The sequence below is a fragment of the Cognatundibacterium jejuense genome (assembly GCF_014284255.1).
Classification (GTDB): Bacteria; Pseudomonadota; Gammaproteobacteria; order Burkholderiales; family Burkholderiaceae_D; genus Undibacterium; species Undibacterium jejuense.
Genome location: NZ_JACOFV010000007.1, coordinates 1 through 20,948, shown reverse-complemented (window position 1 = coordinate 20,948; position 20,948 = coordinate 1). Strand labels below are relative to the sequence as shown.

General features: G+C 46.9%; 20 protein-coding genes and 1 tRNA gene. 13 read left to right on the top strand and 8 right to left on the bottom strand.

What is annotated here, in order from left to right; genetic code table 11:
- Window positions 1-88: 88 nt before the first annotated feature.
- The 3 genes from H8K32_RS08800 to ispD form a co-directional block, all read right to left on the bottom strand.
- A complete protein-coding gene (locus H8K32_RS08800; protein ID WP_186912122.1) occupies window positions 89-361 on the bottom strand; it encodes a DUF4404 family protein in 273 nt (90 codons plus the stop codon).
- A gap of 83 nt (window positions 362-444) precedes the next feature.
- A complete protein-coding gene (gene ispF, locus H8K32_RS08795; protein ID WP_186912121.1) occupies window positions 445-948 on the bottom strand; it encodes a 2-C-methyl-D-erythritol 2,4-cyclodiphosphate synthase in 504 nt (167 codons plus the stop codon).
- Window positions 949-991: 43 nt separating this feature from the next.
- Complete coding sequence (gene ispD, locus H8K32_RS08790) at window positions 992-1,711, bottom strand: 2-C-methyl-D-erythritol 4-phosphate cytidylyltransferase (RefSeq protein ID WP_186912120.1); 720 nt, start codon at window positions 1,709-1,711, stop codon at window positions 992-994.
- A gap of 151 nt (window positions 1,712-1,862) precedes the next feature.
- Here ispD and mfd point away from each other — a divergent pair, with 151 nt between their 5' ends.
- The 4 genes from mfd to H8K32_RS08770 all read left to right on the top strand — a co-directional run bounded on the left by mfd (window position 1,863) and on the right by H8K32_RS08770 (window position 8,808).
- A complete protein-coding gene (gene mfd / locus H8K32_RS08785) occupies window positions 1,863-5,294 on the top strand; it encodes a transcription-repair coupling factor (RefSeq protein WP_186912119.1) in 3,432 nt (1,143 codons plus the stop codon).
- A 17-nt stretch (window positions 5,295-5,311) separates the two neighbouring features.
- Entirely contained in the window at window positions 5,312-6,172 is an 861-nt protein-coding gene (gene serB, locus H8K32_RS08780; RefSeq protein ID WP_186912118.1) for a phosphoserine phosphatase SerB, read from the top strand.
- 241 nt (window positions 6,173-6,413) lie between these two features.
- Complete coding sequence (locus H8K32_RS08775; RefSeq protein ID WP_186912117.1) at window positions 6,414-7,490, top strand: phosphotransferase family protein; 1,077 nt, start codon at window positions 6,414-6,416, stop codon at window positions 7,488-7,490.
- 58 nt (window positions 7,491-7,548) lie between these two features.
- Entirely contained in the window at window positions 7,549-8,808 is a 1,260-nt protein-coding gene (locus H8K32_RS08770) for an acyl-CoA dehydrogenase family protein (protein WP_186912116.1), read from the top strand.
- A 59-nt stretch (window positions 8,809-8,867) separates the two neighbouring features.
- Here the strand turns inward: H8K32_RS08770 and H8K32_RS08765 are convergent, their stop codons facing one another.
- On the bottom strand, window positions 8,868-9,737 hold the full coding sequence (locus tag H8K32_RS08765) for a DMT family transporter (RefSeq protein WP_186912115.1): 870 nt from the start codon (window positions 9,735-9,737) through the stop codon (window positions 8,868-8,870).
- Between the two features lie 163 nt (window positions 9,738-9,900).
- On the opposite strand from H8K32_RS08765, the gene H8K32_RS08760 reads away from it, so the two are divergent.
- The 7 genes from H8K32_RS08760 to tcuC all read left to right on the top strand — a co-directional run bounded on the left by H8K32_RS08760 (window position 9,901) and on the right by tcuC (window position 17,239).
- Complete coding sequence (locus tag H8K32_RS08760) at window positions 9,901-10,593, top strand: glutathione binding-like protein (RefSeq protein WP_186912114.1); 693 nt, start codon at window positions 9,901-9,903, stop codon at window positions 10,591-10,593.
- A 153-nt stretch (window positions 10,594-10,746) separates the two neighbouring features.
- The gene (locus tag H8K32_RS08755) at window positions 10,747-11,973 is read left to right on the top strand and encodes a DUF2863 family protein (protein ID WP_186912113.1); all 1,227 of its coding nucleotides are present in this window, start codon (window positions 10,747-10,749) and stop codon (window positions 11,971-11,973) included.
- 261 nt (window positions 11,974-12,234) lie between these two features.
- Window positions 12,235-13,425 carry an acyl-CoA dehydrogenase family protein gene (locus tag H8K32_RS08750; protein WP_186912112.1) on the top strand — a complete coding sequence of 397 codons (1,191 nt, stop codon included), beginning with the start codon at window positions 12,235-12,237 and terminating at the stop codon, window positions 13,423-13,425.
- A 10-nt stretch (window positions 13,426-13,435) separates the two neighbouring features.
- Entirely contained in the window at window positions 13,436-14,575 is a 1,140-nt protein-coding gene (locus H8K32_RS08745) for an acyl-CoA dehydrogenase family protein (protein WP_186912111.1), read from the top strand.
- A 113-nt stretch (window positions 14,576-14,688) separates the two neighbouring features.
- Window positions 14,689-15,156 carry a MaoC family dehydratase gene (locus H8K32_RS08740; RefSeq protein ID WP_390311964.1) on the top strand — a complete coding sequence of 156 codons (468 nt, stop codon included), beginning with the start codon at window positions 14,689-14,691 and terminating at the stop codon, window positions 15,154-15,156.
- Window positions 15,157-15,165: 9 nt separating this feature from the next.
- Window positions 15,166-15,618, top strand: a complete 453-nt coding sequence (locus H8K32_RS08735) for a MaoC family dehydratase (protein WP_186912109.1) — start codon at window positions 15,166-15,168, stop codon at window positions 15,616-15,618.
- Between the two features lie 331 nt (window positions 15,619-15,949).
- Entirely contained in the window at window positions 15,950-17,239 is a 1,290-nt protein-coding gene (gene tcuC / locus H8K32_RS08730; protein ID WP_186912108.1) for an MFS transporter, read from the top strand.
- Between the two features lie 53 nt (window positions 17,240-17,292).
- On the opposite strand, the gene H8K32_RS08725 is transcribed toward tcuC, so the two are convergent.
- The gene (locus H8K32_RS08725; protein ID WP_186912107.1) at window positions 17,293-17,757 is read right to left on the bottom strand and encodes a CYTH domain-containing protein; all 465 of its coding nucleotides are present in this window, start codon (window positions 17,755-17,757) and stop codon (window positions 17,293-17,295) included.
- A 144-nt stretch (window positions 17,758-17,901) separates the two neighbouring features.
- Entirely contained in the window at window positions 17,902-19,029 is a 1,128-nt protein-coding gene (locus tag H8K32_RS08720; protein WP_186912106.1) for a M14 family metallopeptidase, read from the bottom strand.
- Between the two features lie 235 nt (window positions 19,030-19,264).
- On the opposite strand from H8K32_RS08720, the gene H8K32_RS08715 reads away from it, so the two are divergent.
- A tRNA-Pro gene (locus H8K32_RS08715) sits at window positions 19,265-19,341 on the top strand.
- A gap of 108 nt (window positions 19,342-19,449) precedes the next feature.
- On the opposite strand, the gene H8K32_RS08710 is transcribed toward H8K32_RS08715, so the two are convergent.
- Window positions 19,450-19,653 (bottom strand): helix-turn-helix transcriptional regulator, encoded by a 204-nt coding sequence (locus H8K32_RS08710; RefSeq protein WP_186912105.1) that lies wholly within the window; start codon window positions 19,651-19,653, stop codon window positions 19,450-19,452.
- 272 nt (window positions 19,654-19,925) lie between these two features.
- Between H8K32_RS08710 and H8K32_RS08705 the strand changes: the two genes are divergently transcribed.
- On the top strand, window positions 19,926-20,519 hold the full coding sequence (locus H8K32_RS08705; protein ID WP_186912104.1) for a hypothetical protein: 594 nt from the start codon (window positions 19,926-19,928) through the stop codon (window positions 20,517-20,519).
- A gap of 61 nt (window positions 20,520-20,580) precedes the next feature.
- On the opposite strand, the gene H8K32_RS08700 is transcribed toward H8K32_RS08705, so the two are convergent.
- A partial coding sequence (locus H8K32_RS08700) for a transposase (protein ID WP_186912103.1) occupies window positions 20,581-20,948 on the bottom strand: 368 nt, incomplete at its 5' end.

Sequence of the window (20,948 nt, the reverse complement as noted above, 5' to 3'; positions counted from 1 at the left end):
ACGAAATCATGAAGCGATCACCTTGCATCCGTGTGGGGCACCTTCAATGATCTCGTTTTACTTTTTAAATTGATTTAAGCGCCAAATATCAAACGCCAATCTTTGCCAACATAGACGCCAGCTCACGCAACACTGGTTCTAGCTTAGGGTGTTCTGCAGCGAATTTGGCTGACAGAGACACAGAGCGCTCACTCAATGCCGCGTAGACTGGATCATCGTGCTGTTGATCGCTATTCAAAACCTGGTGAATGTCCTTGTTTAAATTTTGTAGCAAAGACTTCAATTCGCCATCAACTTCTTCGGTACCTGCTAATTCAGTATGCAATTGTGTGAGTAATTGTTTGACGTGTTCTTGGTTCATTTATTTCTCCGTTTTTTGTAGATGTCAAAGTTGACGTAAAGTGATGCACACCAACGCACGCTGTTTCATGTCGCTATCTTTGATTATTGATTGTCTAGCTTATACACCAGCACCACTGCTTCTGCAGCAATACCTTCTTCTCTGCCAAGGTAACCTAATTTTTCATTGGTCTTTGCCTTGATATTGATTTGCGATACATCCACTTGCAAATCAGCAGCCACATGTTGCACCATGCTTGGGATATGCGGTGCCATCTTTGGCGCTTGCGCAATGATGGTGGCATCCAAATTCCCGATTGCGTAGCCAGCATCGTTGAGCCGCTTCACAGCCTCACGCAATAACACACGTGAGTCGGCTCCCGAAAATTTGGCGTCCGTATCTGGAAAGTGGCGTCCGATATCCCCCAAACCAGCCGATCCAAAAATCGCATCAGTGATCGCATGCAACAAGACATCAGCGTCCGAATGACCCAATAAACCTGTTTTATGCGGAATATCGACACCGCCAATAATTAACTTTCGGCCTGGTACCAAAGCGTGACAGTCGTAACCTTGCCCGATTCTAAAAGGAGGAACATTATTCTTCATCAAATTTTCTTTCTTTTATGTACTTTTATTATGTAATTTTAAATTATTTTAAATACTGGCTTACCTGCTCCAAGTCCGCTGGCAAAGTGACTTTTAAATTACAGACATGTCCTTCAATGAGCAATGGAATATGTCCGGCCGCTTCCACCGCACTGGCCTCGTCGGTCACCTGATCAGCCGCGTCCAAGGCGTCGCACAAGAGCTGGAAGCGAAACATCTGCGGCGTCTGTGCCAGCCACATTCCATCCCGGGATATCGTTTGCACTTTGCCGTCAACGACGCGCTTAACCGTGTCAACGACAGGCAAGGCGAGCAATCCGCCAACCATGTTCGTTCCAACTTCGCTTAATAATTTGCTCAATAGCCCGGCAGTCAGGCCAGGCCTGGCGGCGTCGTGCACCATGACCCAATCATCGCCTTGTGCTTCCTTTGCGATGGCGGTCAGACCATTACGCACGGAATCGCGTCGGGTCTCTCCCCCACAACGCAATACGCTTAAGCGCGACGACGGCTGTAAAAAATCATCCACATATGCATCGTCCGGACTCACCACCACGTAGGTATGTGACACCCCATCAAAACTCAAGAAGGCGTTGACGGTGTGCTGCAAAATCGACTGTCCAGCAATCGTTAAATATTGCTTGGGTGCATTCTTACCCATACGGCTACCGACACCGGCAGCGGGGATTAAAGCGACGTATTTTGGTGCACCCTTTTGCGCGTTCTTTTGGGTATCCAATTGTTGTTTAATTTCTTCTTGCATACATCTTTCATGCATCTTTCATGCATCTTTATTAGGCTGTCTGATGCCAAACTGCCCATTCGTTTATAATGAGGTTTCATTTTAACCGCGTATTTCATTCTGTACGCGGTTCCTTCAGCTGCTTTTACGGTATCTTCAATTTTCAGCCGCAATGTCATTCGATTTCAACAAATCTTTAGCAAAACCCGGCCATAGACTGGCACTCCCTTTCCTGCACGGCTCTGCCGATGCGTTTGCTTTGGCGCAAGCGGCGACAGCTCTGAAATCTGAAAAACGCATGTTAACCGTGTTTGTTGCCAATCCTGGCGATGCTCAGCGCTTGCGTGATGAAATTCCTTGGTTCAATTCCGAGCTACGTTGCCATTTGCTGCCGGATTGGGAAACATTGCCTTACGACGCTTTCTCTCCGCATCAGGATCTGGTCTCAGAACGTCTGGCGAGTTTGCATGAGATTCAAAACGGTAATTGTGATGTGCTGCTAGCGCCAGCAACCACTGCCCTGCTCCGCATGGCGCCACCGTCATTTCTGGCCGCCTATACCTTTTTCTTCAAAAAAGGCGATACGCTGGATGAAGCCAAGCTCAAATCGCAGCTGACTTTAGCTGGCTACAGCCATGTCAATCAAGTCATGTCCCCCGGTGAATATTCGGTACGAGGCGGCCTGATCGATCTGTTTCCGATGGGATCGGCACTGCCATATCGCCTTGATTTGTTTGGCGACACGATAGAGACCATACGCACGTTTGATGCTGATACGCAGCGCTCTTTGTATCCGGTGCCAGAAGTACGTTTGCTGCCAGGACGCGAATTTCCTATGGACGAACCCGCGCGTGCGGCTTTCCGTAGCCGCTGGCGCGAGACCTTTGAAGGAGATCCTTCCCGTTCTTCTATTTACAAAGACATAGGTAATGGGATTGCTTCGGCTGGTATTGAGTATTACTTGCCACTGTTTTTTGAACAATCTGCGACTCTGTTTGATTACCTACCGCCAGCTGCGCATTTCGCGTTAGTCGGCAATATTGATGAAGCGATACAACGCTTCTGGACGGATACGCGCTCACGTTACCAGTTCTTAAAATCTGACAGAGAACGTCCGGTGTTAGCGCCAGAAACCGTGTTTTTACGCGATGAAGACTTTTTTGGTGCTTTAAAATCGCAAGCACGTTGGGTGATTGCGAATGCTGATAAAGCCGCTGGCGCGTCCGAAGTCTCCAGCTTTTTGCCGGATATCGCAGTTAATTGCAGGGCCGATGATCCGCTGACCAATTTGCGCTCGTTCCTGTTGCAAACCGATAAACGCGTGATGATCTGTGCTGAAACCTTAGGTCGCCGCGAAACGCTGCAACAATATTTCAATGAATATGCAATCTCGCTGAGTTTATGCGAGGGCTATACTGATTTTGTAACGTCCAATGCCAAGCTGATGCTGGGTGTCGCACCATTGCACGCTGGTTTTATTCTGGCTGACGGTATCGCGTTTGTGACGGAAGCCGAGTTATATGCAGGCAGCGGCAAACGTATAGGTCGGAAAAAACAAGAAGCAGTCACGCAAGTCGAACACATGGTGCGCGACTTGTCGGAACTCAAAATTGGCGACCCTGTCGTGCATAGTAACCATGGTATCGGCCGCTATATGGGCTTGATCAGCATGGATTTGGGCGAAGGCGATACTGAATTCTTGCATCTGGAATATGCAAAAGAAACCAAGCTCTATGTGCCTGTGGCGCAATTGCATGTCATCTCGCGCTATTCCGGCGCTTCCCCGGATGACGCACCTTTGCATAGCCTGGGTTCGGGTCAGTGGGAAAAAGCCAAGAAAAAAGCCGCGCAACAAATCCGCGACACCGCTGCTGAGTTGCTCAATCTCTATGCGCGACGTGCCTTACGCCAAGGGCATGCTTTTGAATATTCCAGCAAAGACTATGAAGCCTTTGCGGAAAGTTTTGGCTTTGACGAAACACCCGATCAGGCAGCTGCGATTACTGCCGTCATTGGCGATATGACATCTGGCAAGCCTATGGATCGTTTGATCTGCGGTGACGTTGGCTTTGGTAAGACTGAAGTCGCCTTACGTGCCGCATTTGTGGCGGTCATGGGCGGCAAGCAAGTCGCCATCCTTGCGCCGACGACGCTGCTGGCGGAGCAACACGCGCAAACTTTTGCTGATCGCTTTGCCAATTGGCCAGTTAAAATCGCTGAATTATCCCGCTTCCGCTCCGGCAAAGAGATCAATCAGGCCATCAAAGGCATGGGCGATGGCACGGTAGATATCGTTATCGGCACGCATAAGCTTTTATCCGACGATGTGAAATTCTCCCGATTAGGTCTCGTCATTATCGACGAAGAGCATCGTTTTGGAGTGCGTCAAAAAGAGGCACTGAAATCACTTCGTGCTGAAGTTGATGTCCTGACCCTCACTGCAACGCCAATTCCACGTACTTTGGGCATGGCGCTGGAAGGTCTGCGCGATTTTTCCATTATCGCGACCGCTCCGCAAAAACGTCTGGCGATCAAGACCTTTGTACGCAGCGAAGATAATTCAGTGATTCGCGAGGCTTGTCTGCGTGAGCTCAAGCGCGGTGGCCAAGTCTATTTCTTACATAACGAAGTAGAAACCATCGAAAACCGCAAAGCCATGCTGGAGGCTCTGCTCCCAGAGGCACGTGTGGTGGTGGCGCATGGGCAGATGCACGAACGTGATCTGGAAAAAGTCATGCGTGACTTCGTCGCCCAGCGCCATAATATTCTGTTGTGCACGACGATCATCGAAACCGGTATTGACGTCCCGACTGCCAATACGATTATCATGCATAGAGCGGATAAATTTGGTCTGGCGCAGTTGCATCAATTACGCGGTCGCGTCGGTCGCTCTCATCATCAGGCGTATGCTTATCTGTTGGTACATGATGTACAAGGCTTGACGAAACAAGCAAATCGCCGTTTGGAAGCGATTCAACAAATGGAAGAGCTGGGTAGCGGCTTTTATCTGGCAATGCATGACCTTGAAATCCGCGGCGCTGGTGAGGTTCTGGGTGATAATCAATCTGGCGAAATGCATGAAATCGGCTTCCAGATGTATTCCGATATGCTCAGCGAGGCTGTGCGCTCTCTGAAAAACGGTAAGGAACCGGATCTCGCAGCACCTTTGTCGACAACGACGGAAATTAATTTGCATATCCCTGCCCTGTTGCCGAATGACTTTTGCGGCGACGTGCATGAACGTCTTTCTATCTACAAGCGTCTGGCGAATTGCAGCAAAGCCAGTGCCATTGATGATATGCAAGAAGAAATGATAGACCGTTTTGGCAAGTTACCTGAACAAGTACAGTCTTTGCTTGAAACGCATCGCTTACGCGTGGCAGCTAAACCTTTGGGCATCATCAAAATTGATGTGCATAGCGAAGCAGCAAATCTGCAATTTGAACCGCAACCACCGATCGATGCCATGCGGATTATTGAGTTAATCCAAAAAAATAAGCATATCAAACTCAATGGTCAGGACAAATTGCGCATTACTGCAAACATGCCAGATCTTGCGAGCCGCGTGGCCCAAATTAAGAGTACTTTAAAAGCCTTACAATAATTCGTTTGCCTTTATCCATGACAACTACAAGCCTCATTATTCAGTCTTTGCAAGAGATTAATCTCCAGCATCCGCAACTGCAAACCATCGTCGCACTGACACAAGCAGCCGCCATGACATCCATTAGCAGTCATGCTGTACGATTGGAAGGAGTCGGCATTGGGCCGCAAACTTTCAACGAAATTCAGCAGCATTGTTTTTCTAATGCATGGGATGTTACGGCAATTGAGACGCCACGTCCCTTAAGCGACTTTAAACTGGTCGCGATGGACATGGATTCGACGCTGATCACCATCGAATGCATAGATGAGATCGCTGATATGCAAGGCTTGAAGCCGCAAGTTGCTGAAATTACAGAAGCCGCCATGCGTGGTGAGCTTGAGTTTCAGGAAAGCCTGATCCGCCGCGTCGCTTTGTTAAAAGGCTTGGATGCCTCCGCCTTGCATCGTGTTTTTGACGAACGCTTGCAATTGTCGCTCGGCGCAGCACCGATGCTCAAGGCGATTCAGGCGGCGGGGTTAAAGACTTTATTGGTTTCTGGCGGATTTACGTTCTTTACTGATCGGATGAAAGCCATGCTCAATCTCGATTACAGTCATTCGAATGTCTTAGAAATTGACAATGGCAAACTGACCGGCAAAGTGATAGGAACGATCGTCGACGCCGACGAAAAACAAAGAACTGTCGAACGTGTTTGTCTGGAACTACAAATCACGCCTCAGCAAGCGATTGTCATGGGCGACGGGGCAAATGATTTAAAAATGATGGGCATTGCGGGTATGTCGGTGGCGTTTCGCGCCAAACCTGTGGTCAGAGCACAGGCGAATGTGGCGCTGAATTTTGTCGGATTAGACGGCATATTAAATATTTTGCATTAGACTCTATAGATTAAGGTTTAAAAAACGGCATCTTGACTTAGCTCTGATGCCGTTTTTTTACGCATTGTCAGGAATGATGAGTAATGTTAAGCAGAAAAAGCACGATACAAATAAAATAGTACGGACGTTCGATTTATTGGGTTAAAATACTTTTCAACCCCTCTTGGTTCGACAGGTCAAGGCCGCGTTAAGATTAATCAACATAACATTACTCAAAATCCGCAAAAGCGAGGAGACATCAATGTTTGAAGAATTCATGGGCACCATGCCAGTTGCCGACCGCCAGAAATTTGATATCGGCGCACTCGCTGACTATATGCGTCAACACGTCGCTGGTTTTGATGCAGCAATGGCTGACAAATTGGTGGTCACACAGTTTAAAGGCGGGCAATCCAACCCGACGTTCAAACTCAGCGCTGGCGAACAGCATTACGTCATGCGTGCCAAACCTGGTCCGGTAGCTAAATTGCTGCCCTCAGCACACGCGATAGAGCGTGAATTTAAAGTCATGGACGCTTTGAGTAAATCAGGTTTCCCCGCCGCCAAACAATATGCACTCTGTAGCGATGAAGATGTGATTGGACGCGCTTTCTACATCATGGAATTTGTCGACGGTCGAGTATTGTGGGATCAGTCACTGCCAGAGATGACGCCGACCCAACGTGCCGAAATCTACGATGAAATGAACCGCGTTATCGCGCAATTGCATACCATAGACTACGCTGCCATAGGCCTCTCAGATTACGGCAAACCAGGTAATTACTTTGCGCGCCAAATTGATCGTTGGACAAAGCAGTACCGTGCTTCGGAGACAGAAAAAATTGAAGCAATGGACAACTTGATTGCCTGGTTGCCGCATCATATCCCTGCAGGAGACGACACCAGCATCGTGCATGGTGACTATCGCCTTGATAACATGATGTTCCACAAGACCGAGCCACGGATTCTGGCAATTTTAGATTGGGAATTATCGACATTGGGCCATCCATTGGCAGATTTTTCTTATCATTGTATGAGCTGGCACGTCACACCGGGACAGTTCCGCGGCATCAAAGGTCTGGATCATAAGGCTCTCGGCATTCCAAGTGAAGCAGAATACATCGCCAAGTATTGTGAACGCACAGGCAAAACCATACGTCCAGAAGACTTTGATTTTTACCTTGCCTATAACCTATTCCGTATGGCCGGTATTTTGCAAGGCATTATGAAGCGCTACGTCGATGGCACAGCGTCGAGCGCGCAAGCGAAGAAATCCGGCGAAGCGGCAAGACCGATGGCCGAATTAGGTTGGAGTTATGTGAACAAAACCCTGCGTTAAAGAAACTGACACAGCATTAAATCGATTTTCACCGCAATAAAAACACACCGGAGACAACATGGAATTCGACTACTCAGAACGCTGCCAGACCTTGCAAGCAAAGTTATTACGCTTTATGGATGAACACATTTATCCAAACGAAAAAGCATACAAAGAAGAAATCGACCGCAATGGTACTGACAAGGGCAATCGTTGGTTAGCCACACAAATCATAGAAGACCTCAAACCCAAAGCGCGCGAACAAGGCTTATGGAATTTGTTTTTACCTAAATCGGTACGCGCTCCGGAAGGCCTTTCTAACCTTGATTACGCCCCTTTATGCGAAATCATGGGTCGTGTCAGTTGGGCACCAGAAGTATTCAACTGTTCGGCACCAGATACCGGCAATATGGAAACCATTGAACGTTACGGTACCGAAGAGCACAAAAAACAATGGTTAGAACCCTTATTGCGCGGTGAAATTCGTTCCGCTTTTGCGATGACAGAACCTGGCGTCGCCTCGTCCGATGCCACCAACATCGAAACCAGAATCGATCGTGACGGTGATCATTACGTCATCAACGGCCATAAATGGTGGATTTCAGGCGCTGGTGATCCGCGTTGCGCCGTGTACATCTTGATGGGGAAAACAGATTTTAATGCCGCACGCCATTCGCAACAGTCAATGATTTTGGTCGATGCCAAAACACCCGGCATCACGGTCAAACGTCCTCTGCCAGTTTTTGGCTATGACGATGCGCCACACGGTCACTGTGAAATTTTGTTTGAGAATGTGCGCGTGCCTGCGAGCAATATACTGCTAGGCGAAGGTCGCGGCTTTGAAATTGCGCAAGGCCGTTTAGGGCCTGGTCGCATCCACCATTGCATGCGCGCGATTGGCGTTGCTGAACGCGCTTTAGAATTGATGTGCAAACGTCTCAACAGCCGCACTGCTTTCGGTAAAAAAATCTCTGAACAAAGCATCTGGCGCGAACGTATTGCCGAATCCCGCATACAAATCGACACCGCTCGCCTATTGACGCTTAAAGCGGCGTATATGATGGACACGGTCGGTAACAAGCATGCGCAAGCCGAAATCGCGATGATCAAGGTGCTGGCACCTAACGTCACGCAACAAGTACTGGACTGGGCCATTCAGGCACACGGTGCTGGTGGTGTCTCGGGTGATTTTCCTCTTGCTGCACAATGGGCAGGCAATCGTACCCTACGCCTCGCCGACGGACCGGACGAAGTACATCGCAACGCCATTGCTAAACTGGAGCTGGCAAAACATATCAGCCTTAATGAAGATCTGGGTCTTCCGATTACCCGTTCTTGACCTCATCAGTCGCTTTTTCGTGAAGAACGACGAATGGTATTTCGTCGTTCTTCGATGAGTCAACTTGATTCGTTTGTTATTGATCTATGCGCATAGGTGGCAAAGCTAGTAGTCAAAAGCACAATTGCTGCTCCGCATAAAGTCCTGCCAGAAACAGTTTCTCCCAAAAAAATATAAGCCAAACCCATGCCATAAACTGGTTCTAGCGAAGCAGTGAGGCTTACCAGAGTCGCAGGTAGCCGCTGTAAACTATAAGCGAACAGACTATGTGACAAAGCGGTAAAGACACTCCCTAATAGTGCCAGCAGGAACCAGGTCTTGATGTTGATCGTATACAGTTCACCTTGATACAGCACCAACGGCAGCAACAAGAGACACGCGACGCTATTTTGTATAAACGCGACTTGTGTCGCAGATAGGCTTTTGCTTTGATCACGCGTATTCAAGGTTAGTAATGCAAAGGACAGGCCAGATAATATGCCCATCCCTACCGCCTTCACCGAGCCGCCTTGCCAATGTGCGTCGCTGAGCATCACTAGCAGCCCAACAACCACCATCACGGCCATCCAAGCGTCTCTGCGATGGCGAGGCAATTTGAATATCCACGGTTCCAGCAAGGCCACAAAAATGGGATACGTCGCAAATCCCATCAAACCAAAGGCAACCGCCGCATATTGTAACGAGGCAAAGAAGCTAAGCCAATGCACGGCCAATAAGGCGCCATTTCCTATCGTACCGGCAAGATTTTTAGTTGCCTTGACGCTGTGCCAATTGACTAAAGGTGCCAGGGACACCGCTGCAAATAATGTGCGACCAAAAACCAGACTTAACGCTCCCACAGAAATGTATTTGCCAATGACTCCAGCCGCGCCGAATAACATGACGGCGAGATGCAAGGATAACAAAGAGCGAAATATAGTGGTTTGCATACGTCTTTTAAGGGTTTCCGGAAATGAAATAAGCGTTAAGTCCGGTCAAGTAATTGATAAAAATCCAGAAATAATTTTTTGTATTGACTAAAACCTGCAAAATCTCCGAAATCTCTGCATAATGGGATCCTGCATTTTTATTCACTTTTTGAAGAGGATCGCGATGATAGATGTCTATTCCTGGCCTACCCCAAACGGTCATAAAGTACACATTATGCTCGAAGAATGTGGTTTGGATTATCGGGCAATTCCGATTGATATTGGTGCTGGCGACCAATTTTCTGCTGAATTTCTGGCGATTTCTCCGAATAACAAGATCCCCGCTATCGTAGATTCTGATGGACCGGATGGCAAACCGATCTCTTTGTTTGAGTCTGGCGCCATCCTTGTGTATCTAGCAGGTAAAACGGGTTTATTCCTAGGCAAAACAGATCGTGAAAAATACACGACTTTGCAATGGCTGATGTTTCAAATGGGCGGCGTTGGTCCTATGTTAGGTCAGGCGCATCATTTCCGCATTTATGCACCAGACAAAATAGATTACGCAATTGATCGTTACAGCAATGAAGCCAAGCGTTTATATGGCGTCATCGATAAACAATTGTCTTATACACCTTATCTGGCCGGTGACGAATACACAATCGCAGATATCGCCACCTTCCCATGGACACGCTCGTTTGCGAATCAGGGTATAGATTGGGCTGATTTTCCGCATGCGAAACGCTGGTTTGATGAAATCAGCGCGCGTCCTGCTGTACAACGTGGGGTCACCGTGTTGGCCGACCTACGCAAACCATTGACTGATGATAAAGCGAAAGAGGTATTGTTTGGCAAAACGCAATATGCCAAAAAATAAGCGAGTCAGACAAATTAGCTACTCGAATGGATAAATGGAGTGTGAGATAGCCCGCCCTGATTGGTGCTTTACGACAGGCGTCTCACTTTTCAGACATCATTTGGGTACACAATTGCTTGCTCAACATTTGATCAATCTCTGACGAATACAATTATGCGCCGTCCTATAAAACGAAATAGACTGAAACTGGCAGCAGAAAGTCAACGACTGGTCAATCTCTCGCTGGCCGTCGCCCAGTCCGCCAGCCGTCTTGAAGACCTTGCCTGGCAAGAAAAGTTGGATTTGTATGTAGCTAAAAACCTGAAGCAACATCATCAGGAGATTTTAGATGCCGCCGCAGAAAATTTATTCTCTGCTCAGGCAAATGCTTACGAGGTGTTGGTTGAAACACTGGAAACCATCAGTACCAGCGCTATTTTTGAGGTTCATGGGCAGAAATATTGCGCCCTGTTTATCGCAGCCCCCATCCTTGCCTGGACACGTTTTGAAATCGCCTCTGGTGCAATACCAGCTGATGTACTTGCGTCACTTTCAAAGCATCTTTACCAGCATTTATTGGTCGATCAAGCCAAATTGCGTTTGCTACCTAATCTGTATTCCATCGATCAATTGCCACGCAATCACAGTGAAACCTATGCTTTGATGGAGCGTCACGCGATGGCTTTACTCAAAAACAGCACCTATCCGGTAGAAGCAGAACGTGCGCAAACCGTACCGTTTCTGGCCGATATCCGCTATTTGCTCGGTGTCGTTACCGTTCCAATGAACGCACCCTTATTTCAGTGGCAAACCTTAGATGCGCCGTATGATTGCGTCAAAGCCAAAAGCGCAGCATTAGAAGAGTGGCAGCAACAGGTAGAGCCTTTGGTGAAGAATCTGTTACCAGGTTGTGGTGTAGAACTGCTGTTACCAGAGGCGTATTACACAGCTTGTCGTGAGGCGGATATCAAAATCCGGCCTGCATCGATACGTTCGGCAGCATTTTACTTAACGCAAACCTTGGGTAAAGAGCCAACTGAGTTGAGTGTTGTCATTGCCGCTTGCGGTGTACAAGAAACGCCAGGGCAAATCGATGAATTCCGGATTAGTTTCTGCCTGCGTCAGGCGCCAGAGGTGATTTATGGCGTGGTCTGGCCCTTGTATCAGGCTGAGGATCAGGAAGCCGCGATGGGTTCGGATGAAAATGGGAGCCTGAGTGGCGACATCCCGGATATTTTGGTCGAATGCGGGATCACCGACATCATCCAGCTGGAAGAAATTTTTGCTATGGAATTTTGTGATGATTGTGGCACACCATTGTTTGCGGATAGAGAGGCGGAATTGGTGCACCCCGAAATGCCTGAGGACACACCTGCCCCGGGTACAGCGCATTTTCACTGATTTATCGAAGCGTGAAGAACGGCTTGAAATGCCCGGATTTGGCTCTTCCCAGAAGCCAAATCCGGGCATTTTCTCAAATCGCCACACAACGAAGCTGAATACTCTGCCTAAAATTTAAATCCGTTGTACAATTGTTTTGAACGGTCGTGCTTTTTTAGTTTTACTCCCTTAGAGATACAAAAAATATAGCAAGGCATCACTCATGATCTTGCATGAATCTCTCAGGTTGCCAATCAACGGGCATTTATCTCAGGAGACAACATGGATTTGAACTACACCGCGCAAGACCTGGCTTTTCGTGATGAGGTGCGCAGCTACTTAGAAGCGCACCTTCCGGCTGATTTGCAACACAAGGTTCGCAACCACAAGCGCATGAACAGAGAAGACTTTGTTCGCTGGCATAAAATTCTTGCCAAACAAGGCTGGGTTGGTACAGGCTGGCAGGTGGAATACGGCGGTACGGGTTGGACGCCAACGCAAAGACATATTTTTGAAGAAGAATGCGCCCGCGCTGGCACACCTGCGATCTTGCCATTTGGCGTGAACATGGTTGCACCCGTGATTATGGCGTTTGGCAATCAGGCACAAAAAGATTACTACCTGCCACGCATCTTGAATTGCGACGACTGGTGGTGTCAGGGCTATTCTGAACCTGGCTCTGGCTCTGATCTTGCCTCACTCAAAACCCGTGCTGAACGAGATGGTGATTTTTACATCGTCAATGGCCAAAAAACCTGGACGACGTTAGCACAACACGCGGACATGATTTTCTGCCTGGTGCGCACAGATCCAGCGGCACGGAAGCAGGAAGGCATTTCATTTTTACTGATCGACATGAAAACGCCAGGCATTACCGTGCGCCCTATTATCATGCTCGATGAAGACCATGAAGTGAATGAAGTATTCTTCGACAACGTCAAAGTACCTGTACAAAATCTGATCGGCGAAGAAAACAAAGGCTGGACTTATGCAAAGTACCTTTTAGGCCATGAACGTACCAATATCGCTGCTGTTGGACGTGCCAAGCGCGAATTATTGTTCTTAAAACGCATCGCTGGCGAGCATCAAAAGAACGGTAAGCCCTTAATCGATGACCCTGTTTTTGCCCATAAAGTCGCCAGTCTGGAAATCGAATTGATGGCATTGGAAATCACCGTCTTACGCGTGATCTCACAAGATAGCGGTCGCCCTGGTCCTGAAGCGTCTTTACTTAAAATCAAAGGCACAGAGATTCAACAAAGACTGACTGAATTGATGCTGGAAACCGTCGGTCCTTACGGTCTTCCGTTTGATCCACAATTTCTCGAAGGTGAAACTGAACATAGTCTCGTCAGTGACGACGACGCGGCTGCCCTCGCCTCGTATTACTTCAACTACCGCAAGACCTCCATCTACGGTGGCTCGAACGAGATTCAGAAAAACATCATTACACAAATGATTTTGGGACTGTGAGGAAAACGCAATGGACTTCAAACTAACGCAAGAACAGCAACAATTTGCTGAAGCAATCCGTCGCTGGGCAGAAAAAGATTACGGCTTTGAGCAGCGCAAGCACATCATCGGCTCTCCTAAAGGTACATCCTCAAAGGCATGGTCTGAATTAGCCGAGCTCGGGGCAACCGCGCTGCCAATTCCAGAAGAATTGGGAGGATTTAGCGGGTCAGCGGTCGATATGATGGTGGTCATGCAAGAGCTGGGGCGTGGATTGGTGGTTGAACCGTATTTCGCAACGGTGTTGGCCGCAGAGTTTTTGAAAAAAGCCAAAGCACATTTTGACGTGCTCGAACAAATTGCCACTGGCGAGAAAAAACTCGCCGTTGCGCTGGCAGAAAAACAATCCCGTTACGATTTGTTTGATATAGCAACGACTGCCACCCCCAATAAAGATGGTTTTGTACTCAATGGGACCAAGACCGTCGTTTTGCATGGCGCACAAGCCGATATGCTGATCGTGTCAGCACGCTCAAATGAAAACCAGCGTGATAAATCGGGCATCCATGTGTTCCTGGTTGATGCCAACAGCATCGGCATTCATAGAACGGATTACCGCACCATTGATGGCTATCGTGCCGCGGATATCCGTTTTGATCAGGTCCAAGTCGCACCGATCAATATGCTAGGTAAAGAAAACGATGGCTGGGAACTCATCGATGAAATTGCGGATTATGGCGTTTCTTTATTGTGTTCCGAAGCCATAGGCATCATGGAAGCAATCACTGCAGCCACGCTGGACTATCTAAAAACCCGGCAACAGTTTGGCGTACCTATTGGCAAATTCCAGGTTTTACAGCATCGCATGGCTGAGATGTTTATGGAAATGGAACAAGCCCGATCGATGGCAACGTTGGCGGCAGTGAAGGTGTCATCAGCCAATGTCGAAGAACGTCGCCGTACTCTGTCTGCGGCTAAAGCACGGATCGGGCAAGCAGCGCGCTATATCGGCCAGCAAGCGGTGCAATTGCATGGTGGGATGGGTGTCACGAACGAGTTGCCGGTGGCACATATGTTCAAACGTTTGACGACAATAGAATTGTCGCTGGGTGATACGGATCATCATCTGGCTCGTTTTGTCGCACAACCTGGATTTAAAGTCAGCGCATAACAACTAAGTTTTTTGAATTATCCCGGCTAATACCGGGATTTTTTTGGTCATAAATTTGGGGTCTTAAGGTAGATATGTAGCTTCAATTAGAAGGACGAACCGAAAGGAAATTGATGATGACAAATAAAAGATTTAAATGGTACTTCGAAGACTTTATCCCAGGCGAATCGATACAGCTAGGCCAGCGTACCGTGACAGAAGAAGAAATTATCGCCTTCGCACAGCAATTTGATCCGCAAACCTTTCACGTCGATAAAGTCGCCGCCAAAGAATCCATCTTCGGCGACGTCATTGCCAGCGGCTGGCATACCTGCAGCATGATGATGCGCATGGTGGTTGATGGTTTTATTGGCGATTCCTCTAGTATGGGATCCCCCGGTATTGATAACATCCGTTGGACAGCCCCGGTACGCCCCGGTGACACACTAACAGTCACAGCAGAAACGACCGGCGCCAAAGCATCCACCTCCAAACCTGACCGTGGCGTCGTTAATACCGTCTGGAAAGCAGTCAATCAGCACGGACAAGTCGTATGCACGATTGACGGCATGGGTATGTTTGGTCGTCGTCCACAAGACTAAGGAGAGATGATGCGTGAAATTCAAAGCTTACAAGAGCTCAAAGATATGGTCGGGCAACAAGTTGCCACTTCCGATTGGGTGGAGGTTGCCCAAGAACGGGTCAATATGTTCGCCGAAGCAACGGGCGACCACCAATGGATACATATAGATGTAGAACGGGCAAAGCGTGAGTCACCTTTTGGCGCACCTATCGCCCATGGTTTTCTGACTTTGTCCTTGCTTCCAGCCTTAATGCAAAATGCTATACATCTCAGCTATGTCAAGATGGGTGTCAATTATGGTCTGAACAAAGTTCGCTTCCCCGCGCCGGTTCCGGTCGGCAGCCAATTGCGCGCCCATTTGAAATTGCTTTCGATTGAAGACATCAAGGATGGAGCGCAAATGACCTGGGAAGTCAGCATAGAACGAGCTGGCTCAGACAAGCCAGTATGTGTTGCTGAATCGATTGCTCGTTGTTATTAACGGCTCCCCTATTTTCGCCAGATACACATGGGTAGCTGAAAGCAACAAGTTTCAGTTACCCATGGGCGCACGAAATTAAAACAAAAACTTTCGTTACCTCCCGCACATTGTTGAATCGAGCTAAGAGCTGCTAAACTCATTTGCGTGAGACAATAAACCTCGGCAGAGAAAATAAAAAATCTGCTATACAAGTATTTCAAGCAGAAGTGATCAAGACAGCGATTTTTAAAAGTGTTGTTTTTGACATCGCCCTGATGAACAATGTTGCGCAAGTAATGATCGCAGCCTTCATTTTTTCAGCGTAGTTTTCATCATTATTATAAATTTAAATATGACAAACTCTCCAATCAAACCCAGCTCTAAACTCGGGACCGTACTGCGCGTCACCAGTGGTAACTTCATGGAAATGTTTGATTTTTTCCTGTTCGGTTTTTACGCCACCTACATTTCTAAAGCTTTTTTCCCAGCCGGTGATGAATTTGCATCATTAATGTTGACCTTTATGACCTTTGGCGCTGGCTTTTTAATGCGTCCATTGGGCGCAATTTTTCTGGGTGCTTATGTCGACAGAGTTGGACGTCGTCAGGGCTTGATTGTCACGTTGGCTTTAATGGCACTGGGTACCATTCTGATCGCCTGTGTTCCAAGTTACGCCACCATCGGATATCTTGCACCTTTTCTGGTGTTGGTTGGACGATTATTGCAAGGTTTTTCTGCAGGCGTGGAGTTGGGTGGCGTATCGGTCTATCTGGCTGAGATGGCGACGCCAGGGCGCAAAGGATTTTACGTCAGTTGGCAATCCGCGAGCCAGCAAGTGGCTATTATCGTTGCCGCAGCCTTGGGATATGCACTTAATAAATTCCTTTCAAGAGACGAAATATCTGATTGGGGCTGGCGTATTCCGTTTTTTATTGGTTGCATGATCGTTCCAGTACTCTTTGTCATTCGCCGCTCTTTGCAAGAAACCGAAGAGTTTATGCAGCGCAAACATAGGCCAGATGCGCGCGAAATCTTCCAGTCTATGATTAAAAATTGGGGACTGGTAATTTGCGGGATGTTATTGGTGTCGATGACGACGGTATCGTTTTACCTGATTACCGTCTACACACCAACATTTGGTAAAAGCGTCCTTAAATTAACTACAACAGACAGTCTGATCGTGACTTTATGCATTGGTATTTCCAACTTTTTTTGGTTGCCAGTCATGGGAAATTTGTCAGATAAAATTGGTCGTAAGCCTTTATTGCTGACCTTCACCGTTTTAACGATTCTGACAGCCTACCCTGTCATGGTCTGGCTGACTAACGACCCGAGTTTTCAAAAGATGTTGATCGCAGAATTGTGGCTGTCGTTCTTATATGCGAGCTACAACGGTGCGATGGTCGTGGCGCTGACGGAGGTGATGCCGGTAGAAGTTCGCACCGCTGGCTTCTCTCTAGCCTATAGTTTGGCGACGGCGATTTTTGGCGGTTTTACACCTGCGATTGCTACGTGGTTGATTGAAGTAACGCACGACAAAGCAGCGCCAGGCATGTGGATGTCGTTTGCTGCTGCGTGTGGTTTGACTGCGACTTTAATTTTGTACCGCAAGGCAGCCAATCGTGGAGTAAAAGCCGTGTAACCGTTTTTTGGGTCTGTGTTTTATTGAAGCTCAGACCCAATTTTCACCATTCCCTACCAAGATTTATAAGGATGTTTGAGCAAATTAGCGTTTGCATAACGTCGGTCATGGCTGACTTCTTCACCCAGCCATTCTGGACGATGGAATTCGAACCCCTCTGAAGGCAATTCAATTTCCGCTACGACCAGCCCTGCATTGTCTCCTAAGAATTCATCAATTTCCCACGTCAAACCATCCATCGGAAGCCGGTAACGGTATTTTTCTATCAGTGGTTTCTGACAGACGGTATCGAGCAACATTTGCGCATCATTTAAAGGAATTGGGTATTCCCATTCCCCACAGGATATGCCGGTGTTCAGACCTTTAATTGTTAGCATTGCAGCTTGCCCTTCGATACGCACACGTACGATACGACCTGGCTCAGAACTAATATATCCTTGCTTGAGGTAACTGCTAACAGCGAACTCCTTCCAGGCATTATTCGTCACCAAGAATTTGCGCTCTATTTCTATACCCATCTTTATTCCTTCTTTTGCCAATATCAGACGCACATGATACTTCGCATAAACATGCGATCAAACTACACGCTTAAAAAATGACGAAAAAAGAGGATGTCATTTCTGACACCCTCTTACCTTCAATCAGTCAAACCGCAATTGCAATTACTTAGCGTTCAATGAAGCCAGAATTGGTTGCAACATAGCCTCGCCCAGCTTTACACTACGCGCACCATCCCAGCCCACTTCTGCATCAGGCAGGTTGTCATTATCTTTAAATGGCAATTCTAGTGTCAAAGACACGCATTTAAAGGTATGGCCTATGTACTTAGATGCCAGTTTCAATACGTCTTCATTGTACTTGGACGCTGCATAGCCAACTTTAGTCTGGAAATCTGGGCTAGCGAGACAGAAGCTATCAACAAAAACCTGTTGATCGCGAGCTTGCTGTTCAGTAAAGCCAGCCAACATTTCACTACCTGCCACAAATACATATGGCAATGCTTCATCACCATGAATATCGAGGAACAAATCGCAACCAGTTTCATGAATTTTATTTTTTACATGAAATACTTCAGGACTAGTTTCTAATGACGGCGTCATCCATTCCCGATTCAAATTAGCGCCGGCAGCATTGGTTCGCAAATTACCGCGATAAGCGCCATCTGGATTCATATTCGGCACAATGTACAACACCGCTTTATCCAGAATGCTGCGAGCGATCGGATTTGCAGGGGCAAGCAATGCATCCAACACACCTTCGACCAACCACTCAGCCATGGTTTCACCTGGGTGTTGACGCGCGATGATCCAGACTTTCTTTTCAGCAGCCGGGTCACCCACGACAACCATATTCAGATCACGACCGTCAACGGTATTACCCAGATCAACCACACGCGCCAATGGCGAATGCTCCACACTGCCCAGCAACGCAAGATGACGTTCCCAGCTATATGGTTCAAAGTAAGCGTAATAGACACTATCAGATTCAGGCGTATGGCGGATGGTCATCACTTCGCCATCGAATTCGGTCTCAACCCTAAACCACGTTTCGCGGTCATAACTCGCCACTGCACGATAGTTTTCCCACCCTTTAGCATAAGTCGCCTTACCCGCATTCAAAACACGCATTACAGTTTCCTGGTCACGTGCACCTTGCAAACGGAAATAGAACCATTGCCAGATATCTGCGTGAGAGTCTTTGCGCAAATTCAATTCGATCGCATCGGCCTGCTCTGCTTTAACGACCTCAATAGCACCCGCATCAAAATTTTGACTGATTTTAATTGTCATAGTATCCAAAGGTATTTTGTTTTGTACGTACCGCAGCGCTTTTTAACGCTACATAGCATTGAATTTGCGCTGCGACCTTGAACCACTATTCTCACTGTTTTTGAGAGAATATGAAAATATTTTAGTCATATTTTGCAAAATAAATTAATTTATATTTTCAACGCAGAAAAGTCTTGCAAGCTTAATACCCAACCATAGCAAAAATGGCTTTTATACACTATAATATTTCGCTCGTCGGGGCGTAGCGCAGCCTGGTAGCGTACGTGCATGGGGTGCACGGGGTCGCAAGTTCGAATCTTGCCGTCCCGACCAATAAAATCAAAGACTTAGCAGAACATCTCGCCCTAGTTTAAGTTCTCCTGCACTAATGATGCACTAAAAAAATGCCACTACATTTAAGTTTGTAATGGCATTTTTATTTTAATGAATTGAATCTGCTTTCGCATCTACAAATTTCTCTACGTCTGATAATCGCCATCTTGTATTCCTTGCCGATATCGAAAGTGGCTGAGGAAATCCTGCATTTTGTTTTGAGTATTTCCAAACTGTGGAAGTACCAATTCCTAAAATCTCAGCTACCTGTCCTACTTTGATCAATCGAGCATTTGTTGCAATAAATGTCATTATTAACCCTCCTATTTTGTGCCGTTTCTCCTTAAAGATTAAGCAAATTCAAAAAACAAAAGCAAAAAAGCCCGCTCGTAAGAAAATCTTACAATGTGCGGGCTTTTCAGCGGCTGGTTTAGCTTAAGTTAAATTAAGCTAGGCTGGCATTATAACTCTGATGGAGCTTGTTAAGCAATTGATATTTTCAAGAAGTAAAATGAGAACCGTAAGAGTCAAAAATTAAATATTGTAGTAATATTTAGGCAATATCAATTATTTAATTAACTGCTATGAGCCTAATAAAACCAGTCTCCGTTCTAGCAATTTTCTTTGCTGGCATTATCTCTATAGTCGCCCCTGTAAAGGCTGAGGAGTCAACCAGAATTTCAGTTTCATTTCATGGAAGAATGTTTAACTCGGTTGCCTCAGATTACTTAGAGCGACCAACATTTGTTTCAATCGAGAAAAGAAGCGGCGATGAGATGGTTTTGGTGGTACGTGTTACAAAGTTAGTTCGTGACCAGTACGGATTAGACTACACAGAAATTCGTTTTCTTAAAACTAAAGTTGATGACTATCTTGTACTCATCAACAAGTTTAACGAATGGGAAGCTCTCGCAACGACCAGAGGGGACTCATTCACAAAAGACATAGGCAAGGCTGAAGTTTGGGGGAGCTTTGGGCGACCAGATGTTCAATTTACGTTTCATAGCGGCAATGCCACACATCATTTTTTAGCGTTGAAATTTTGTGCTATGGGAACATGCCTTAATGATTCAGGCTTTGTATTAAGTGCTGATGATGCAAAGAATTTTGCTACTACACTCAAACAGTTTCAATCTGGCGAGATTAAACAGAATGAAATAGATAGCGTGTACAAATGAAAAAAATATTAATTTCAATTCTGAGCCTGTAAGAAATTCTGTGTAAATGCCACGGAACAAATTAGTGATCGTATTTTTGAATGCGGTCACCAAACTCAATCATAAAACGATTTAACGCCATACGCCAATTTTGAATAGGCATTGTCCATTTTTTAGCTGCCTGCGAAATGGCAAGGTAGATGACTTTTAATGCCGAGTCATCGCTTGGAAATAACTTCCTACGCTTGGTTGCGGATCGGATCACGCTGTTCAATGACTCAATGGCGTTTGTCGTGTAAATCGCTTTGCGAATCTCGGGTGGGTATTCAAATAACGTCCTCAGGTTGACCCAGTGGGTCGACCATGACTTCGCAATTTGCGGATATTGTTCACCCCATTGCTGGCTAAAGCGCTCCAATTCTGTCAACGCTTGATCTTCTGTTGTCGCCT

What these genes read in the sequence shown, in the direction of transcription:
- ispD (WP_186912120.1), bottom strand. Translation starts at nt 1,711, where the DNA reads ATGCAAGAAGAAATTAAACAACAATTGGATACCCAAAAGAACGCGCAA.
- H8K32_RS08775 (WP_186912117.1), top strand. Translation starts at nt 6,414, where the DNA reads ATGTTTGAAGAATTCATGGGCACCATGCCAGTTGCCGACCGCCAGAAA.
- H8K32_RS08710 (WP_186912105.1), bottom strand. Translation starts at nt 19,653, where the DNA reads ATGACATTTATTGCAACAAATGCTCGATTGATCAAAGTAGGACAGGTA.
- H8K32_RS08750 (WP_186912112.1), top strand. Translation starts at nt 12,235, where the DNA reads ATGGATTTGAACTACACCGCGCAAGACCTGGCTTTTCGTGATGAGGTG.
- ispF (WP_186912121.1), bottom strand. Translation starts at nt 948, where the DNA reads ATGAAGAATAATGTTCCTCCTTTTAGAATCGGGCAAGGTTACGACTGT.
- H8K32_RS08755 (WP_186912113.1), top strand. Translation starts at nt 10,747, where the DNA reads ATGCGCCGTCCTATAAAACGAAATAGACTGAAACTGGCAGCAGAAAGT.
- H8K32_RS08770 (WP_186912116.1), top strand. Translation starts at nt 7,549, where the DNA reads ATGGAATTCGACTACTCAGAACGCTGCCAGACCTTGCAAGCAAAGTTA.
- H8K32_RS08760 (WP_186912114.1), top strand. Translation starts at nt 9,901, where the DNA reads ATGATAGATGTCTATTCCTGGCCTACCCCAAACGGTCATAAAGTACAC.
- H8K32_RS08725 (WP_186912107.1), bottom strand. Translation starts at nt 17,757, where the DNA reads ATGGGTATAGAAATAGAGCGCAAATTCTTGGTGACGAATAATGCCTGG.
- H8K32_RS08720 (WP_186912106.1), bottom strand. Translation starts at nt 19,029, where the DNA reads ATGACAATTAAAATCAGTCAAAATTTTGATGCGGGTGCTATTGAGGTC.
- H8K32_RS08705 (WP_186912104.1), top strand. Translation starts at nt 19,926, where the DNA reads ATGAGCCTAATAAAACCAGTCTCCGTTCTAGCAATTTTCTTTGCTGGC.
- H8K32_RS08800 (WP_186912122.1), bottom strand. Translation starts at nt 361, where the DNA reads ATGAACCAAGAACACGTCAAACAATTACTCACACAATTGCATACTGAA.
- H8K32_RS08745 (WP_186912111.1), top strand. Translation starts at nt 13,436, where the DNA reads ATGGACTTCAAACTAACGCAAGAACAGCAACAATTTGCTGAAGCAATC.
- tcuC (WP_186912108.1), top strand. Translation starts at nt 15,950, where the DNA reads ATGACAAACTCTCCAATCAAACCCAGCTCTAAACTCGGGACCGTACTG.
- H8K32_RS08765 (WP_186912115.1), bottom strand. Translation starts at nt 9,737, where the DNA reads ATGCAAACCACTATATTTCGCTCTTTGTTATCCTTGCATCTCGCCGTC.
- H8K32_RS08740 (WP_390311964.1), top strand. Translation starts at nt 14,689, where the DNA reads ATGATGACAAATAAAAGATTTAAATGGTACTTCGAAGACTTTATCCCA.
- serB (WP_186912118.1), top strand. Translation starts at nt 5,312, where the DNA reads ATGACAACTACAAGCCTCATTATTCAGTCTTTGCAAGAGATTAATCTC.
- H8K32_RS08735 (WP_186912109.1), top strand. Translation starts at nt 15,166, where the DNA reads ATGCGTGAAATTCAAAGCTTACAAGAGCTCAAAGATATGGTCGGGCAA.
- mfd (WP_186912119.1), top strand. Translation starts at nt 1,863, where the DNA reads ATGTCATTCGATTTCAACAAATCTTTAGCAAAACCCGGCCATAGACTG.